Annotated in this window: 15 protein-coding genes; 6 read left to right on the top strand and 9 right to left on the bottom strand. The window is 65.6% G+C overall.

Features of this window, described 5'->3' with window-relative positions; all coding sequences use genetic code 11:
• Positions 1 to 6 precede the first annotated feature (6 nt).
• The gene (locus ACE103_RS39225) at positions 7 to 489 is read right to left on the bottom strand and encodes an Lrp/AsnC family transcriptional regulator (protein WP_223966093.1); all 483 of its coding nucleotides are present in this window, start codon (positions 487 to 489) and stop codon (positions 7 to 9) included.
• Positions 490 to 636: 147 nt separating this feature from the next.
• Between ACE103_RS39225 and ACE103_RS39220 the strand changes: the two genes are divergently transcribed.
• On the top strand, positions 637 to 1,935 hold the full coding sequence (locus ACE103_RS39220) for an aspartate aminotransferase family protein (protein ID WP_375777332.1): 1,299 nt from the start codon (positions 637 to 639) through the stop codon (positions 1,933 to 1,935).
• A gap of 1 nt (position 1,936) precedes the next feature.
• Here ACE103_RS39220 and ACE103_RS39215 read toward each other — a convergent pair whose 3' ends face one another.
• The 5 genes from ACE103_RS39215 to ACE103_RS39195 all read right to left on the bottom strand — a co-directional run bounded on the left by ACE103_RS39215 (position 1,937) and on the right by ACE103_RS39195 (position 9,293).
• Positions 1,937 to 2,719, bottom strand: a complete 783-nt coding sequence (locus tag ACE103_RS39215) for a TIGR02186 family protein (protein ID WP_375777331.1) — start codon at positions 2,717 to 2,719, stop codon at positions 1,937 to 1,939.
• Positions 2,716 to 3,645 carry a sulfite exporter TauE/SafE family protein gene (locus tag ACE103_RS39210; RefSeq protein WP_176528822.1) on the bottom strand — a complete coding sequence of 310 codons (930 nt, stop codon included), beginning with the start codon at positions 3,643 to 3,645 and terminating at the stop codon, positions 2,716 to 2,718. Before ACE103_RS39210 ends, ACE103_RS39215 begins: the two co-directional genes overlap by 4 nt.
• Positions 3,646 to 3,912: 267 nt before the next feature.
• Positions 3,913 to 4,758, bottom strand: coding sequence for a hypothetical protein (locus ACE103_RS39205; protein ID WP_375777330.1), 846 nt, complete (start codon positions 4,756 to 4,758; stop codon positions 3,913 to 3,915).
• A 123-nt stretch (positions 4,759 to 4,881) separates the two neighbouring features.
• Positions 4,882 to 8,427 (bottom strand): hypothetical protein, encoded by a 3,546-nt coding sequence (locus ACE103_RS39200; protein WP_375777329.1) that lies wholly within the window; start codon positions 8,425 to 8,427, stop codon positions 4,882 to 4,884.
• 278 nt (positions 8,428 to 8,705) lie between these two features.
• Positions 8,706 to 9,293: a PadR family transcriptional regulator gene (locus ACE103_RS39195; protein WP_176528826.1), complete on the bottom strand. Its 588-nt coding sequence runs from the start codon at positions 9,291 to 9,293 to the stop codon at positions 8,706 to 8,708.
• A 163-nt stretch (positions 9,294 to 9,456) separates the two neighbouring features.
• Here ACE103_RS39195 and ACE103_RS39190 point away from each other — a divergent pair, with 163 nt between their 5' ends.
• The 4 genes from ACE103_RS39190 to ACE103_RS39175 all read left to right on the top strand — a co-directional run bounded on the left by ACE103_RS39190 (position 9,457) and on the right by ACE103_RS39175 (position 15,466).
• Complete coding sequence (locus ACE103_RS39190; RefSeq protein WP_229191371.1) at positions 9,457 to 9,873, top strand: nuclear transport factor 2 family protein; 417 nt, start codon at positions 9,457 to 9,459, stop codon at positions 9,871 to 9,873.
• A gap of 108 nt (positions 9,874 to 9,981) precedes the next feature.
• Positions 9,982 to 11,769: an acyl-CoA dehydrogenase C-terminal domain-containing protein gene (locus ACE103_RS39185; protein WP_375777328.1), complete on the top strand. Its 1,788-nt coding sequence runs from the start codon at positions 9,982 to 9,984 to the stop codon at positions 11,767 to 11,769.
• A gap of 137 nt (positions 11,770 to 11,906) precedes the next feature.
• Positions 11,907 to 13,115: an acetyl-CoA C-acetyltransferase gene (locus tag ACE103_RS39180; RefSeq protein ID WP_375777327.1), complete on the top strand. Its 1,209-nt coding sequence runs from the start codon at positions 11,907 to 11,909 to the stop codon at positions 13,113 to 13,115.
• A gap of 137 nt (positions 13,116 to 13,252) precedes the next feature.
• Positions 13,253 to 15,466 carry a 3-hydroxyacyl-CoA dehydrogenase NAD-binding domain-containing protein gene (locus ACE103_RS39175; protein ID WP_375777326.1) on the top strand — a complete coding sequence of 738 codons (2,214 nt, stop codon included), beginning with the start codon at positions 13,253 to 13,255 and terminating at the stop codon, positions 15,464 to 15,466.
• A gap of 401 nt (positions 15,467 to 15,867) precedes the next feature.
• Here the strand turns inward: ACE103_RS39175 and ACE103_RS39170 are convergent, their stop codons facing one another.
• The 3 genes from ACE103_RS39170 to gstA form a co-directional block, all read right to left on the bottom strand.
• Entirely contained in the window at positions 15,868 to 16,119 is a 252-nt protein-coding gene (locus ACE103_RS39170) for a hypothetical protein (protein WP_223966108.1), read from the bottom strand.
• 226 nt (positions 16,120 to 16,345) lie between these two features.
• Entirely contained in the window at positions 16,346 to 16,654 is a 309-nt protein-coding gene (locus ACE103_RS39165) for a hypothetical protein (protein WP_375777325.1), read from the bottom strand.
• 22 nt (positions 16,655 to 16,676) lie between these two features.
• Positions 16,677 to 17,294 (bottom strand): glutathione transferase GstA, encoded by a 618-nt coding sequence (gstA, locus tag ACE103_RS39160; protein ID WP_176528831.1) that lies wholly within the window; start codon positions 17,292 to 17,294, stop codon positions 16,677 to 16,679.
• A 130-nt stretch (positions 17,295 to 17,424) separates the two neighbouring features.
• Here gstA and ACE103_RS39155 point away from each other — a divergent pair, with 130 nt between their 5' ends.
• A complete protein-coding gene (locus ACE103_RS39155) occupies positions 17,425 to 17,949 on the top strand; it encodes a MarR family winged helix-turn-helix transcriptional regulator (RefSeq protein ID WP_223966111.1) in 525 nt (174 codons plus the stop codon).
• Positions 17,950 to 17,986 lie beyond the last annotated feature (37 nt).

Here is a 17,986-nt window from a genome sequence, read left to right as displayed (position 1 = left end):
TTGCGGTCAGAACAGCGAGCTGTCGATCTTCGTCGTCGACTTGACCTTTCGCAGGATGATGGTCGTGCGGTAGCTCGCGATATCGGTGTCCGGATGCATCAGGCGGTCGAGGATGAACGATTGATAGCTCGCGAGATCTGAGGACACGACCCGCAGCGCGTAGTCCCAATCGCCGGCGATCATGCAGCATTCGACGACCTCCGGAAGGTTGATGACCTTCTTCTCGAAACGCGCGAAGGATTCCCTGTTCTGCTGCTTGAGGCGGACTTCGACGATCACGTCGAACCCGAGTCCAACTCGCGCAGCGTCCACCAGCGCCACATACGAATTGATGACGCCGGTCTCTTCCAGGGTCCGGACGCGTCGCATGCAAGGGGCAGACGAGAGGCCGATCCGTTCGGCCAGCTCGAGATTGGTGATGCGCCCCTCGGCTTGCAGCACATCGAGGATTTTGCGGTCCATCTCGTCGATCACGATCGTGGTTCCCATTTCTTTCGCATCTTCTGCCATTTGCGCAATTGATTGCAGAGTAAGGGGCGAAATGCATCTCAAATCGCAATGTATTTGCGGTGTCTCGCGCATAAGATGCCCTGTGAGGGCCTTTCATCGCGGCGACACAGCAGCAAGGGAACGGGCATGGCCGGAAATGACGACAAATCCTTCTGGGATCGCGCGCGGCGTCACCTCATCCGCTATGGCGGGACGTTCGCGCCTGTGATCATCGAGCGCGCTTCCGGATCCTTCGTCTACGACGCCGACGGCCGCGCCATCCTGGATTTCACGTCCGGGCAGATGAGCGCGGTGCTTGGCCACGGCCACCCGGAGATCGTCAAGACCATCGGCGAGCACGCCGAACGGCTCGACCATCTGTTCAGCGGCATGCTGACGCGCCCGGTCGTCGCGCTCGCCGAACAGCTCGCGGAGCTTTTGCCGCCGGGGCTCGATCGCGTCATGCTGCTGAGCACGGGGGCTGAGTCGAACGAGGCCGCCATCAAGATGGCCAAGCTCGCCACCGGCGGCTTCGAGACCGTTGCGTTCGCGCAGTCCTGGCACGGCATGACATCGGGTGCCGCCGGGGCGACCTATTCGGCCGGCCGCAAGGGCTATGGTCCGGCGCCGGTCGGCTCGCTCGCGATCCCGACGCCGAACCCCTATCGGCCCCGCTTCGGCAATGCGGCCGATTGGCGGGCGGAACTGGCCTACGCCTTCGATCTCGTCGATCGCCAATCGACCGGCGCGCTCGCCTGCATGATCGCCGAGCCGATCCTGAGCTCCGGCGGGCTGATCGATCTGCCGGAAGGCTACCTCGCCGCGCTGAAGGAATTGTGCCGCGCGCGCGGCATGCTGCTGATCGTCGATGAGGCGCAGACCGGCCTCGGGCGAACCGGCGCCATGTTCGCCTTCGAGCGCGATCAAGTCGCGCCTGACATCCTGACCCTGTCGAAGACGCTCGGCGCGGGGCTGCCATTGGCTGCGGTCATCACATCAGCCGAAATCGAGGAGCGCTGTCACGAACGCGGTTTCCTGTTCTACACGACGCATGTGTCGGACCCGATGCCGGCCGCGGTCGGCCTGAAGGTCATCGAGATCATCCTCCGCGACCGGCTGGTCGAGCGCGCCGGGATCGCCGGCGCACGGCTGAGGGATGGGCTGCTCGCGCTTCAGAACCGGTTCGAATGCATCGGTGACGTGCGCGGACGGGGGCTGATGCAGGGCATCGAGATCGTGCGCGACCGCTTTAGCAAGGAACCTGACGAAGCGCTTGGTACGCGTGTGTCGCAGCGCTGCCTGGAGCTTGGACTGAGCACCAACATCGTGCAATTGCCCGGCATGGGCAGCGTGTTCCGCATTGCGCCGCCACTGACGATCAGCGATGACGAGATCGATCTTGGTCTCTCGATCCTGAACGATGCATTCGCGAGCGCGGCGGGCTAGATCAATCCTTGCGGAACACGATCGAGGCCATCCAGCCGGTCATCAGCGCCATGAACGCGGTGACGAGGCCGTAGACGAGGCCGTTCTGCCGCGCGGTGGTGGCGACGAACTGCTCGAAGCCCACCTTGACGATCTCGAAGGCGGTCTCGGTCTTGGTCACCAGCGCGCCGTCGGAAAACAGCTTGATCTCGACATTGTAGGTGCCGATCGGCACCTCCGCCGGCAGCGGAATGCCGGTGCGGAACAGGGTCGGGGTCAGGAACGTCACTGCCGAGGTCGCCTCGCGATAGAGGCCGTGTTCGGAGCGCAGCCGGACGAAGGCGCTGCGGAACGGATCGTTCGGCACCACGTCGGCAAAGTCGGGCCCGACCCGCTGCATCAGCAGCACGTTGTTGAGCCCGAGCTGCTGCCGCCGCTGCACCTCCGGCGAGGCGATCTGCTCGAACGGGCGATTGGAGAACAGTGCGAGATAGCCCGGCACCTGCAGGAATTGCCGCGAGTCGGTGTTGATCCAGATCCCGAATTTGCGCTCCTTGCGCCGCGTCACCATGTCGGCGCGCGGGCCCGACACTGTGACGACGAGATCGTAATTGCCGCGGGTTGCCGGCGTCTTGTCGTCCTTCTCGACCGAGCCGAACAGCACGAGCTCGCCGCCGGAATAGTTCGGCGTCACGGTGACGCGGTGGTTGGAGACCGACACGATCAGCCGCTCGGCCCGCGCCGGTACCGCCGCCAGGCTGGCGGCGACGAGGCCGATGATCGCAAGCGCCGCGCGCAGCCTCATGGCGGGGCCCCGCCGGTTTCGCGGATGCTGAACAGGTCCTGCGGCCGGATCACCAGCTCGACCGCAAAGCGGATGCCGACCGCAAGCACGAGCAGGCCGAGCAGGAGGCGCAGATGCTCGCCGCGGATCTTCTGGCCGGCGCGGGCGCCGAACTGCGCGCCGGTGACGCCGCCGATCATCAGGATCAGCGCCAGCACGGCGTCGACCAGATGGTTCGTCACCGCGTGCAGCATGGTCGCGAATACCATGGTGACGAGGGTGAGCACCATCGAGGTGCCGATCACGGTCGAGGTCGGCACCCGCAGCACATAGATCATCAGCGGCACCAGGATGAAGCCGCCGCCGATGCCCATCACCGCACCGATGAAGCCGATCACGAGCCCGACCACGACGACCGGGATGACCGAGAGGTAGATCTTGGAGCGCTTGAAGCGCAGCTTCAGCGGCAGGCCGTGGATCCAGCCATGGCTGCCGGGCTTGCGCAGCGTGACCGGGCCGCCGCGCCGGGAACGCAGCATCGCGCGCAGGCCTTCCCAGAACATCAGCCCGCCGACCGTGGTCAGCAGGATGACGTAGGACAGCGCGATCATCAGGTCGAGCTGGCCGAGCGAGCGCAGGAAGGTGAAGGTCCACACGCCGAGCGCAGTGCCGATCGTGCCGCCGACCAGCAGCACCGCCGCCAGCAGCGGGTCGATCGCGCGCCGGCGCCAATAGGAGATCGCGCCGGAGAACGAGGAGGCCGCGATGTGGCTCGCCACCGAGGCAACCGCGACCGCGGGCGCGATGCCGACGAAGATCAAGAGCGGCGTCATCAGGAAGCCGCCGCCGATCCCGAACATGCCGGAGACGAAGCCAACCGCCGCGCCCATCGCCAGGATGAGGAAGACATTGACCGGAATGTCGGCGATCGGGAGGTAGAGCTGCACGCGCGTCGCTTCTTGTCGGTTCGCCACATGCTGGGGCGCAAGGCCGCATCACGGCGTGATGTCGTTCTGGTCGGGCATTCTCCGGCTGAACGAATCCGGTCGGCGCGCAAGAAGCAGGCGAACGCGGGTCGATTGCCGCATTCTTGCATAACCGAAATCGGCGAGGGGAGGGACTAAAGATTCCGCCTCGGGTGGCATTTTTCGCCGCACGTGGCAGCTTGGCTGCGGACGTGGTTGATAATTCAGATTAATGACGCCCGTGCTGGCTCAGGGCCGATCGACCGGCTTGGTGATCAGGTTCAGCGCGAGCGCTTCCTTCGGGCTCAGCCAGCGGATATCCGAGGTCTGCGACATCGCTTCCACGATCCCGGAGGCGACGCCCATCTTGGTCATGTAGCCCAGCACCATACCCTGGATGCGCTGTGCCTCCGCGAGGGGATCGCTGACCGGTGTGCTGGTCGTGAAGCGATGCACGCCGAGCCGCGAGCCCGCGATGCCATAGCGGGTCTGGCCGCCGGCATAGACCAGCACACAGGCGCTGGCGCAGGCAGCGGGGCGGAGCTTGCCCGATGCGTCTGCGGTAGCGACGGCGGTGACGAGCCCATGCGTGCGGATGACCTCGCCCATGATCGCCGCCTGGTTCAGCGCACCGCCCTGCGACGACAGCAGCACGGCATCGCCAGGTGCGAGACGCGCCTCGCTCAGCCGGTCGCGGAACCAGCTCGCGCTGGCCGAGCCGATCTTGCCGCTGATCGTAAGCGCACGCCGGCCGCGGCCCGACCCGTCGATGTCGACATCAGGAATCACAGCCGAATTCATGCTCGCCGCGATATAGGTCTCGCGCCAGAAGTCCCAGGCGCCCGGCTTCGACAGGTCGCGATAGGCCTGAATGGCGACGCTCGACACCAGCAGCACGAAGATGATCACGGACCAGAGCGAGAACCGGAAGGTGCGGGGCGGCGATGCCGCGTTCCCTTGCGGGGGCGGAGGGGAAGGCGGCGCCTTGGGAGGCGCGGCAAACGGCGACGGCCTCGCGCGCGGCGGCGCGACGCGGGGGCCGGTCGGCGACGAACGATGGCCCGGTCCATCATCCTGACGATCGTCGACAGACAAGCCTGCCCTCCGGAACGCGTGCGCCATTGGCGCTGAGATATGCGCCTGTCTACACGGCGGAAGGGCGGAGGGCTAGGACAGCGGCGCCGTCAAGGCGCCGCAGCTGCTTTCAAATAGGTGAGATCAGTGTGCGGCCAGCGCCGCGGTCCGCTTCGACGGGGGCTTAGCGGACTTCGCCGCCGCGGGCTGCACGGGCGCGCCGTCCCAGCCGCCGGCAGGGGCCGGCACGTTGACCGCATCGCTCGGCTGCGGCTCGGGGGTAAAGGTCTGGATCGCAAGCTTCGCGGCCGCCAGCGACTGCGGATCGAGCCGCTTGGCAATGTCGTCGCGCTTGTGGCCGGCGTCAGCGTCGCCCTGCGCGGCCGCGAGGCTGAACCACTTGAACGACTCGGCGAGGTTCTGTTCGACCCCGATGCCGCGGGCATAGAGGATGCCGAGGTTGACCTGGCTGTCGGCGACGCCGCGATCGCCGGCCTTGCGGAACCACTGCGCGGCGCTCTTGTAATCGGCGCCCTTGCCGCCGCCATCGGCGTCGAGCACGGCGAGGTTATGCATCGCCTTGGCGTTGCCACGCTCCGCAGCCTGCACGTAATAGCGTCGCGCCATATCGAAGTCGCGTTTCACGCTGAGGCCCTTCTCGTAGAAGGTGCCGAGCCGGAACATCGCGGGCACCACGCCGGCCTGTGCCGCGCGGCCATACCATTTGGCGGCTTCGTCGACATTGGCGGGCACGCCCTTGCCTTCGGCAAAGCGGACGCCGACCTCATAGGCCGCGGCCGCATCGCCCTTGATCGCAGCCGTGCGCAGCGCGGGACCGCCGATCGCGTCGGGCAGCTTCTCGCCCGCCGGAATCTGGATCATGGCAAGCTTGCCGCCGAGCGGCGGCGCGGTCGGAATCGTGCCGGTGATATCGCTGGCGGCGGCGAGCGGTGCCGTAGCCGGCTCAGGCGCCGCGGCGGGCGCGGGAGCCTGCGGGATCGTTACCTGCGCGCTGTCGAGCGTGTTCGGCGTCCCCGTGTTGTTGGACTGGCGGCCGAGCGGGGTCGGCGAAGTCATCGACGGCCCGGGCACTGACGGCCCGGGTGCACTGGACGGCGCAGGGGAAACGGAGTTCTCGGCGGGCGGCTGCACGGGCAGCTCTGCCGGTTGGCTGTGCTCGATCGCCGGCGCCTGCGGCGCGGAGCTGGTGTCGAGCAGGTTCATCGCCATCTTGGCGGTCGAGAGCAGGATCACGACCACGCTCGCGCCGACCAGCAGCGAGCGGATCTTGGAGGTGATGGTCGAAGGCTGGGCTTCGGCAGCGCCAGTCGCCGCCGCACCAGTCGCGGACGCACCGACCTTGCCGGCGGCGGCCTTCGCGGCCTTGTCGGCCTTCTCCTTGGCCTTGGCGGCAGCCTTGCTCGCTGCCCGCGCGGCCTTGTCGTTGACGGGTTGCGCGGCGGCGGCCTGCGCGGCACGGCGCGCGGCGGCGATGAAGCTCGAGGTCGAGACCGGCTCCTTCTTGCCGGCGGGAAGATCAGAGATCGCACGCTCGGAATCGGCGATCCGCTCCGACGGCGACGACGCGCGGCCCGACGGGCGGGTACCCGGCTCGAGCGGATGATCCGGCGGCAGTTCCGGTGCGATCGCAGCGCGCGCGGAGGCGGCATGCGGCTCCAGGATCTCGCTGATCGCGCGCGGCGGCAGCGGCGGCGGTGCGGTCTCGACCGGCTGCGCGGCATGGAATTCGCGCGGCGCCGACATGAAGTGCTCCTGCGCGAGCGCAGGATTGGGCAATTCGGGCCGGTACGAATCAGGCCTGTATGCTTCAGACTTGTATGATTCAGGCTGCGCGGTCGGCTGCGGCATCTCCATCCGCGGCGCTTCCATCCGCGGTTCGGCATAAGCAGGGGCGGGCGGAGCCGGCGGCGCGGTGCGGACCGTGCGCAGATCGTTCTCGATCATCGCCAACCGATCGACGACATGGCCGAGCGTGTTGTGAACGGTCTCGAGCGAGTCCTGGGTGCGGCGATCGGTCTCCGACTGGCTGAAGCGGATGTCGGACAGCTCGCGCTTCACCAGGTCGACGATGCCGCTGTCCATCATCGGCTGCGGCGCGGCGGTGTTGCGGGTGGCGTCGGCGAGCGAGGCGAGATGGGCGTGCTGCGCCTCGAGGTGCCGCATGATGTCATGCAGCCCTTCCTCGACCCGGCCGAGATTGCCGGAGCGCTGGTCGGCGGACTCCAGGCGCTCGAGCAGATACGAGACGCGCTGCTCGAGATGGGTGAACGCCGACGAGCTGTCGTTGCCGACCTGCATGCGGTCGATCCGCTCCGACAGCGAGCGCAGCGCGCCTTCGATAGCGTCGGTATTGTCGTAGCCGGCGACCGGCCGCTCGCGGGTCTCCAGCGTCGAGGCCAATGCGGCGATGCGCTGCTCGATTCCGGCGAAGGCATCGACGTGGGACTCGGCGCGCGACATCTGCGACAGCTGGTCGACCTTCGCGGCGAGCGCATGCACGTCACCGGAGAGCTGCAATAGCGCGTCGTTGGAGGCGACATTGGAGACGATGGCGCGCAGCGCGGCGATCGCGCTCTCGAGCTGATGCACCGTCGACGGATCGTCGTTGGCGCGCAGGATCATGTCGAGCTTGCCGCCGAGATTGCGGATCGCTTCGTCATAGCCGGTGAGCTGCTCGGCGGGCGTCAGCGTGCGCAGCGCCTCGCGGATTTCCGACAGCGCGCGCTCGATGCCGGTGATCACCTGGCCTTGACCGTTGCTGCTGTCCTGGCGGATCTCGTCGATCCGGTGATGCAGCGAGCGGATCTCGTTCTCGATCGATTCGATCGCGCGGCGTGGCATCGCCTCGGTGATCGCCTGGCGGATTTCGGCAAGCTCGCCGCGGAAGGCCGCGATCGATTGCTCTATATGGTCGGGCCGCTGCAGCGCCTCGATCTGGCTCGTGATCTTGAGCAAATGCCGCTCGAGCGAGGAGAAGTCGGGCCCGGCGGGCGCAGCCGGCGGCGGCGCATAGGCGGCCATCGGCGGCGCCGATTGCTGCATCGGCGGCGCACTGCGCGGCGGCATCTGCCGTGTTGCTGATGCGTCGAGCTCGTTCTGGCGTGCGGCGATCTCCGCGATCGCGGAATCGAACGAGGCCGGGCTGAGCGGCGGCGAGGGGCGATAGACCTGGGCTGCGGCGCGCTCGACCGCTTCCGCCTGGCGCAGCCTCTCTTCCAGTTGCCGGTCCTGCATCTGCGGCTCCCGCTGCATCTGCGCTTCACGCATCGGCTGGGGTTGCGGCTCGCGCGCCGGCTGCGGTCGCGAAATCTGCGACAGCCGCGCATCGAGGCGCGAAATCGCGTCGTTCAGCTGCCGTGCGACGGCGGGCTGGCCGCGCGGTACTTCGGCGCGCACGGCTTCGGCGCGCGTCATTGGCTTTGCGATCTGTTCGATCTGGCGGGTGATCGCGTCGAGCCGCTGATGGATGTCGGCGACCTCGCGGCTTTCCCGGCTCGGCATCGGCTGCCGTTGCTCGGGCGCCGTGCGCCAATCCGGCGGGCTCGGCTCGCCGACGGTGGAATTCAGCCAGTCGTTCAGCGACATGCCGGCGCGGCGCGCAGCCGCCTCGGCCCTGTCGCGGACGGAGGGATCGATGCCGTCAACACTCCACGATACGCGCGAATTCATGATTCCGTCCGGTCCCGACTCCGGCGCTACACCCTGCGCCCGCAGCCTCCCCGCGCATTCCCGTTAAGAGACAATCGAATTCTGCGCTGGTCGTCTGCTTCAGCTGCTGACTTTTTCCCGTCACGGTAAATAACGGGTTAAGGAATGCGGCCGGCGGGCCTTAAAGTTAGGGATTCCGGGAACCTGTTGCGCCGGATCAGGACACGCCTATCGCTTTCCGGCAGAGCGGATTCCGCGTCACATGTCGGTACGCGCACAGCATGACCTGAGATTTGTTTCTAGCCGTTGCCTTCGCGCTTGCCGTCGTCGAGCGGCAGCACATTGCTGCGGCCGGACATCGCCGACAGCGCGTCGAGCGCCTCCTCGCACCACTCCACCACCATGCGCTCATGACGCATGCCGAGGCGCAGGCTGAGCATCTTGCCGACATCGGCCGGCGGCGCGGTGCCGTCGGGGAAGCGCTTGTTGAGCAGGCGCTCGTAACGCTCATAGCGGTCGCGGTGATGCTCCAGCCGCGCCATCAGGTCGGTGCGCAGCGGCTCGATGTCGACACAGTCGAGCGCATAGAGCCGGACGAGAAGATCGTCCTTGATCGAAGGCGGAACGCTCGGCCGCGCCGCCCAATGCTTCAGCGCCGCGCGGCCCTCGGCCGTCAGGGTGTAGACCAGCTTGTTGGGCTTGCCGGATTGCACCACCTCGCGGCCCTGGACATGGCCTTTGTCGCGCAGCCGGGAGAGCTCGCGATAGATCTGCTGATGGTCGGCCTTCCAGAAGAAGCCGATCGAGGCGTCGAACGTCTTGGCGAGCTCATAGCCCGTCATCGGACGTTCCGTGAGGCATGCGAGGATTGCGTCACCGAGTGCCAACGCCCACCTCCATCTCAGTTCCCAGGAAGGCCATTCTGAAGTTCGCTTGACTTTATGCGTTACTGTGCATATGCGTCAATATGCATATGGTGATCGGCGTGCCGCCTTGTCGCGCGCGGCCGATGTTCAGGCCTCTCAACCCCCTGCCGCAGGAGACGTCCGAATGAGCAAGCCGGGCCTCGACAAGTGGTACGCCTACATGAAGTCCCACGACACCGCCGCTCTGTGGGATCTGCTGCACCCCGACGCGGTGTTCGAAAGCCCGGTCGTGCACACGCCGCAGCGGGGCCGCGACATTACCTTCAAATATCTGACCAGCGCCGCCAAGGTGCTCGGCGGCCCGACCTTCAAATATCTCGGCGAGTGGCGCAACGACACCGGCGCGGTGCTCGAGTTCGAGAACGAGATCGACGGCATCAAGCTCAACGGCGTCGACATCATCACGTTCGACGGTGACGGCCGGATCACGCATTTCAAGGTGATGGTGCGCCCGCTCAAGGCGATCAACCTGCTGCATCGGATGATGGGCGAGGAGTTGATGAAGCAGAGCGGCGCAACGTCGCAATCACAGTCTCGCTAGGACCTGCCGCGGACCTCCGGAACCGGATAAGGTCCGCTCCAACAAACCCAAGGACGAACTGCGCAGCATCGGTCGCGCGTGCGACCGCGAGCCAGCCGGGAGATCAGCATGCCGACCTACAAAGCCCCCGTCGAAGACGTCAGCTTCCTGTTGAACGACGTTTTCCAGATCGATCGTTATGGCAATCTTCCCGGCTTCACCGATGCGTCGGCCGATGTGCGCGAGGCGATCCTCGGCGAAGCCGCCAAGCTCAGCGAGGAAGTGTTGCAGCCGCTCAATCGCACGGGCGATCTCGAAGGCTGCAAGCGCAATGACGACGGCAGCGTCACCACCCCGAAGGGCTTCAAGGACGCCTTCAAGCAGGTCGCCGAAGGCGGCTGGCTCGGCTTGTCGGCGCCGGCCGAATTCGGCGGCCAGGGTCTGCCGGTGACCCTCTCGCAGGCGGTCAACGAATTCCAGATCTCCGCCAACATGGCGTTCTCGATGTATGGCGGCCTGACCATGGGCGCGACCGCGGCGCTCCTGGTGCACGGCACCCCCGAGCAGAAGAAGACCTATGTGCCGAAGATGATTGCCGGCGAGTGGACCGGCACCATGAACCTGACCGAGCCTCAGTGTGGCACCGATCTCGGCCTGCTGCGTACCAAGGCGGTGCGCCAGGCCGACGGCAGCTTCAAGATCACGGGCACCAAGATCTTCATCTCCGCCGGCGAGCATGACCTCACTGAGAACATCATCCATCTGGTGCTGGCGCGCATCGAAGGCGCACCGGCCGGCATCAAAGGCGTCTCGCTGTTCGTCGTTCCCAAGGTGCTGGTCAATGCCGACGGCTCGCTCGGCCAGCGCAACGGCGTCACCTGCGGCTCGATCGAGCACAAGATGGGCATCCACGGCAATTCCACCTGTGTGATGAACTACGACAACGCCACCGGCTGGCTGATCGGCGAAGAGAACAAGGGCATGCAGGGCATGTTCGTGATGATGAACGAAGCCCGCCTCGGCGTCGCGGTGCAGGGCCTCGCGCAGTCCGAGGTCGCCTATCAGAACGCGGTCGCCTATGCGCGCGAGCGCCTGCAGGGCCGTTCGCTGACCGGCGTCAAGGCCGCCGACAAGCCGGCCGATCCGATCATCGTGCATCCCGACGTCCGTCGCACGCTGCTCACCATCCGCGCCTTCAACGAGGCGGCACGCGCCATGGTGGTGTGGACCGCGCTGAAGAGCGACGTCGCGCACCGCTCCCAAGACCCGAAGGATCGCCAGGCCGCTGATGATCACATGGGCCTGATGACGCCGGTGCTGAAGGGCGTTCTGACCGACACGGGATTTGCCAACACGGTCTCCGCGCAGCAGATGTTCGGCGGCCACGGCTACATCGCCGAGCACGGCATGGAGCAGTTCGTGCGCGATGCCCGCATCGCGATGATCTATGAGGGCGCCAACGGCATCCAGGCGCTCGACCTGGTCGGCCGCAAGCTGCCGCGCGACGGCGGCCGTGCCGCGATGGCGTTCTTCGGCGAGGTCACCGCCTTCGCCAAGGAGCATGGCGGCGATGAGGCGATGAAGCCGTTCATCACCCCGCTCTCCACCGCGCTCGGCCATCTGCAGCAGGCCACCGGCTGGCTGATGCAGAACGCGCTGACCAAGCCCGACAATGCCGGCGCTGCCGCGACCGACTTCATGAAATTGTTCGGCCTCGTCGCGCTCGGCTACATGTGGGCGAAGATGGCCAAGGTGGCGCAGGACAAGGCCGCCGCCGGCGCGACGCCCTATCTCAACACCAAGCTCGTGACCGGCCGCTTCTTCATGGAAAGGCTGCTGCCGGAGACCGCCGTGCATCTGGCCCGGATCCAGAGCGGCAGCGCCACCACGATGGAATTGGCCGCGGAAGCGTTCTGACGCGTTTTCCAGCGAAGTGGATACCGGTTCGCATGAAGAAAACGCGTCAAACGAGAAAGCCTTGAAAATTGCCGCCGCACCCGTGCGGCGGCGCATCCTTCCGTATATATTATGATCCTCATATCAAGGAGGGCGTCATGCCTGAGGCATACATCTACGATCACGTTCGTACCCCGCGCGGCCGCGGCAAGGCCGATGGCGCACTCCACGAGGTCACCGCGCTGGCGCTCGCCACGGTGCCGCTGAAGTCGCTCAAGGAGCGCAACAATCTGCCCGAAAACTCCGTCGACGACGTCGTGCTCGGCGTGGTCGACCCGGTCGGCGAGGCCGGCTCCGACATCGCCCGTTTCGCCGCGCTGAAGGCCGGCCTCGGCGAGAAGGTGCCGGGCGTGCAGATCAGCCGCTTCTGCGCCTCCGGCCTCGATGCCGTGAACTTCGCCGCGGCCCAGATCATGAGCGGCCAGCATGAGCTCGTGATCGGCGGCGGCGCGGAATCGATGAGCCGCGTCGGCATAGGCGCCTCCGGCGGCGCCTGGCCGATGGATCCCTCGATGGCGGTGCCGGCCTATTTCATGCCGCAGGGCATCTCGGCCGACCTGATCGCGACCAAATACGGTTTTTCGCGCGATGACGTCGATGCCTATGCCGTGCAGAGCCAGCAGCGCGCGGCCAAGTCCTGGGATGAGGGCCGCTTCAACAAGTCGGTGGTGCCGGTCAAGGACATCAACGGCCTGACCATCCTTGCCAAGGACGAGCACATGCGCCCGACCACGACGATGCAGTCGCTGGCGCAGCTGCAGCCGTCGTTCGCGGCGATGGCGGCGATGGCCGGCTTCGACGCGGTGGCGATCCAGTCGCACCCCGAGGTCGAGAAGGTCAACTACGTGCACCACGCCGGCAATTCCTCCGGCATCGTCGACGGCGCCGGCGCGGTGCTGCTCGGCAGCAAGGAGGCGGGGGCGAAACACGGCCTGAAGCCGCGGGCAAAAATCCGGGCGTTCGCCAATATCGGCTCGGAGCCCGCGATGATGCTGACCGGCCCGGTCGACGTCACCGAGAAACTGTTCGAGCGCTCCGGCATGAAAAAGTCGGACATCGACCTGTTCGAGCTCAACGAGGCCTTCGCCTCGGTGGTGCTGCGCTACATCCAGGCCTTCGACATCGACAACGCCAAGATCAACGTCAATGGCGGCGCGATCGCGCTCGGTCATCCGCTCGGGGCGACAGGCGCGATGATCCTCGGCACCGTGCTCGACGAGCTCGAGCGCACCAACAAGCAAACGGCACTGGTGACGCTGTGCATCGGCGGCGGCATGGGCACCGCCACCATCATCGAGCGCGTGTAACCGAGCAGACAGCGTCATCCTGAGGTGCGAGGGCGAAGCCCGAGCCTCGAAGGATGGATAAATTCACCGGGTCATCCTTCGAGGGCCTCGCAAGAGCGAGGCCACCTCAGGATGACGGAGAGATTGGGAACCGCAACATGGCTTACAAGAATTTCAAGTTCGACGTTGACGCCGACGGCATTGCGCTGGTCACCTGGGATATCCCCGATCGTTCGATGAACGTGTTCGACGAGGTCTCGACGCAGGAGATCGGCGAGATCATCAAGCAGACGACCAGCGATGCCGCGATCAAGGGCGTCGTGATCACCTCGGCCAAGGAGGCGTTCTGCGCCGGCGCCGACCTCTCGATGCTTGAGGGCATGAACCGCTCTTACGCGCAGCTCTTCAAGGAGAAGGGCGAGGAAGCCGCGAACCAGATGCTGTTCGAGCAGAGCCGCCAGATGTCGCAGTCGTTCCGCGCGATCGAGACCTCGGGCAAGCCGTGGGTCGCCGCGATCAACGGCCTCGCGCTCGGCGGCGGTTTCGAGATCACGCTGGCCTGCCACTACCGCGTCGCCGCCGAGAACCCCAAGACCCGGCTCGGTTTGCCCGAGATCAAGGTCGGCCTGTTCCCCGGCGCCGGCGGCACCCAGCGCGTGCCGCGTCTGGTGTCGCCGCAGGACGCGATGCAATTGCTGCTCAAGGGCGAGGCGGTCAATCTGACCCGCGCCAAGGCGCTCAATCTGATCCACGCCGTGGTGCCCGCGGCTGACCTGATCAAGGCCGCGAAGGACTGGATCAAGGGCGGCGGCAAGGCCGTCGCCCCGTGGGACGAGAAGGGCTTCAAGCTGCCCGGCGGCCCCGTCTTCTCCAAGATGGGCATGCAGATGTTCCCGGCCGGCAACGCGATCTATCGCCGCGAGACCTACGACAACTACCCGGCCGCGCGCGCCATCATGAGCTGCGTCTATGAAGGCCTGCAGTTGCCGATCGACGCCGCGCTGCGGGTCGAGTCGCGCTACTTCACGCAGATCCTGCGCTCGAAGGAAGCGGCGGCGATGATCCGCTCGCTGTTCCTGTCGATGCAGGAATTGAACAAGGGCGCGCGCCGCCCGGCAGGCGTGCCGCCGACCAAGGTCAAGAAGCTCGCCGTGATCGGCGCGGGCTTCATGGGCGCCAGCGTCGGCTATGTCTCGGCGCAGGCCGGCATCGACGTCGTGCTGGTCGATCGCGACCAGGACAGCGCCGACAAGGGCAAGGGCCACGCCAAGACCGTGGTCGACGGCCTGGTCGCGAAGGGCCGGATGAAGCAGGAGGCGGGCGACGCCATCCTGGCGCGTATCTCAGCCACGGCGGATTACAATGTGATCAGGGATTGCGACCTCGTCATCGAGGCGGTGTTCGAGGACCGCAAGGTCAAGGCCGACACCTATGCCAAGGCGCAGCCGCTGCTGAAGTCGGGCGCGATCTTCGCCTCCAACACCTCGACCCTGCCGATCAACTCGCTGGCCGAGGAATTCAAGGATCAGGGCAAGTTCATCGGCATCCACTTCTTCTCGCCGGTCGAGAAGATGATGCTGGTCGAAATCATCCTGGGCAAGAACACCGGCGACGTCGCGCTGGCGACCGCGCTCGACTATGTGCGCGCGATCGGCAAGACGCCCATCGTTGTGAACGACTCGAGGGGTTTCTTCGCCAACCGCTGCGTGATGCGCTACATCTCCGAGGGCAACGAGATGCTGCTCGAAGGCGTGCCGCCGGCGATGATCGAGAACACCGCCAAGATGGCCGGCATGCCGGTCGGGCCGCTGTCGCTGCAGGACGAGGTCGCGCTCGATCTCGGCCTGAAGATCACCAAGGCGACCGAGGCCGATCTCGGCCCCAACGCGATCGACCAGGCGCAGAAGAAGCTGATGGTCGAGATGGTCGAGAAGCAAGGCCGCTTCGGCCGCAAGAACGGCAAGGGCTTCTACGATTATCCCGAGAAGGGCAAGGGTCAGAAGAGCCTGTGGCCGGGACTGGCCAATCTGCAGCCCAAGCAGCTCGATCCCGATACGCTTAGCGTCGAGGAATTGAAGCAGCGCTTGCTGGTGGTGCAGGCGGTGGAAGCCGCGCGTACCGTCGAGGATCACGTCATCACCGACGTGCGCGAGGCGGATGTCGGCTCGATCCTCGGCTTCGGCTTCGCGCCGTTCACCGGCGGTGCGCTGTCCTACATTGACTTCATGGGCACCAAGAAGTTCGTCGCGCTCTGCCACGCCTTCGAGAAGAAGTACGGCTCGCGCTTCACGCCGCCGAAGCTGCTCGAGGAGATGGCTGCCAAGGGCGAGACCTTCTACGGCCGCTTCCCGCCGAAGAAGCAGGCGGCTTAGCCCGCGGAGTAGGCTCCGGCCGCGTCATTGCGAGAAGCGAAGCGACGAAGCAATCCATACCTCAGCAGGCGGAGGACTGGATTGCTTCGCTCCGCTCGCAATGACGAAACCAAAATGGGCCGGTCATCGATCCGACTTGATCCTGTTGCGTGACGGTCACGGCGGTCAAAGTCCCGCCACGCTTGCTCCCCACTGACACCACGCTGCTGGCATCACCCTTGCTCGTCGATCGCCAGGATGATCGAAGACGACGATCAGGGTTGGGGTGTCCTGCAATGCGTTCTGTGCTCAAGGAAGGTGCCGCCGAGGTCACGGGCAAGCATTGCTTCTCGCTCTCACCGCTGCGACGAGGGAATCCGCTGCGCTTGCGGGGCAAGGGCCCTTCCTGGGCCGGCCTGCTGCTACTCGTTCTGGCCGTGGACCTTGTGCTCGCGGCGGCCGCGTGGAATGCCGTCGATCTCTTCCGCCATTGAGGCGTGATTATCCGGCGAGAGCACGGCGCCGGCGAGATAGGCGATCTGGTTGAACGCGAGGCAGGCGACGACGATCGGGGCGCCGGTGGCAAATGCATAGCCGTCGGACTGGAGCACGATTGCCGCCGGCACCGCGATCAGCGGCGACACCAGCATCAAGGTCCAAACCCGAAAATACAAACTGATTGCCAGCCCGACGAACGTGCTGGTCAACAAAAGCGTAAAGGCGACCGTCACATTTTTAGACCAGTTGGAGCGGAGGGCGCGCCGCAGGTCATAGTCGGTCAGTTGGATCGCTCGAACAAGGACGGCAACGCCCTCAGTCAGAAGTACACCGACTTAATCTTAACCTGTAGAATGCGGATTAAATTGATTTGTTCCAGCGCGTGCCGAAAGTTTGTGCCGCTCATTTCTCCCTGAAGGCGCGATGCACCTGGTCGGCCAGCGCAAGACCGCCGAGGAACTCGGTCTGACCTGATCGATATCTTGCGGCGCAATATGAGTCTCCACGATCAGATTGTCCTTCGAGGGAAGTTGCGGCACCCCGGCCGTCGCGTTCGCGACATGGCGAAGGCGCCGCTACGCGGAAGACGACAAACTGCTGAAAATTGTAGGTGAGGGACCGGCCGGAGATCGACTTGCCGCACGGCGATGCCGTGACCTCGTCGATCGCGCGCAGAAAAAAGGGCCGGATCTTGATCCGGCCCTTCCACATCTCATGAAACTGGCTCGAAAGCTCAGGCTGCCTTCAGCAGGCCTTCCTTCTTCAGCGCTTCCTGCACCTTCGGGCGCGCCGCGACGCGGGCCTTGTAGGCCGTCACATTCGGCAGGCCGGAGAAGTCGAAGCCAAGGCGGTCTTGCGCCCACATCATCATGGTGAAGAGGTAGCCGTCGGCGACCGTGAACTGGTTGCCCATCAGATAGTCGCGCCCGGCGAGCTGGCTCTCGACATATTTGAACTTGCCCATGGCGCGATCCTTGAAGAACGCCTTGGCGTCGTCGGCGAGCACCGGCGAGAACATCGGGCCGAGATTCTTGTGCAGCTCGGTCGTGATGTAGTTCAGCCATTCGAGCAGCTTGTAGCGCTCATTGGAGTCCCGCGCCGGTGCCAGCTTCCGGTCGGCGACCCTGTCGGCGATCATCTGTATGATGATCGGCCCTTCGGTGACCATTTCGCCGGTATCCAGCGCCAGCGCGGGCACCTGGCCCTTCGGGTTCACTTGCAGGAAATCGTCGCCATTTTCGAGCTTCTTGGCGCGCAGATCGACCTTGACCAGGTCGTAGGGCAGGCCAGCCTCGAGCAGAGCGATGTGGGGGGAGAGGGAGCAGGCACCGGGGGAGTAATAAAGCTTCATGGGGGTATTCCTTCCCTTGTTCTTGGCGTCCGGAGAGGGATTGCCTACATGCACCTGCATGAAATAGTCAAGATTGATGCAGATGCATTCAGTGCGGTACAGTGGGTTCCGGGACCTTATGGGCTAGACGATGAAACGCAAGCTATCGAGCGAGGCGACGGCCGCCTGGATCCGCCTGATGCGGGTGCCGAGCCGGGTGCTGGACTGCGTCGAGCAGGATTTGAAGAAGGCCGGCTTCCCGCCGCTCGCCTGGTATGACGCCTTGCTCGAGCTGTCGCGCGCGCCGTCCGGCGAGCTGCGCCCGGTCGAGCTCGAGCGGCAGATGCTGATCCCGCAATATTCGACCTCGCGGCTGATCGACAAGCTGGTCGACGAAGGGCTTGCCGCCCGCCGCGAATGCAAGATCGACAAGCGCGGCCAGTTCGTCGAGATCACCGAAGCCGGTCGCGAGCTCCAGAAGAAGATGTGGAGCGCCTATTCCTCGGCGATCGACAAGCATGTCGGCTCGAAATTGTCTGATGCCGACGCGGCCAGGCTGTGCGGTCTGCTCGACCGTCTCGGCTGCTCCTGCGGCGACGCCAAGAGCGACGCCAAGGTCGATGCGAAGAGCGATACCAAGGCCGCGCCGCCGCGAGACGGCGTGCCTGCCCGATGATAGTCCTGATCCCATCATCCGCGGCCGTTGTGGCCCG

Origin of the sequence: Bradyrhizobium sp. ma5 (assembly GCF_042258955.1) — a bacterium.
Taxonomy (GTDB): Bacteria; Pseudomonadota; Alphaproteobacteria; order Rhizobiales; family Xanthobacteraceae; genus Bradyrhizobium.
Note: the sequence above shows the minus strand (reverse complement) of the source record. Positions and strands in the feature narration are given on the sequence as shown.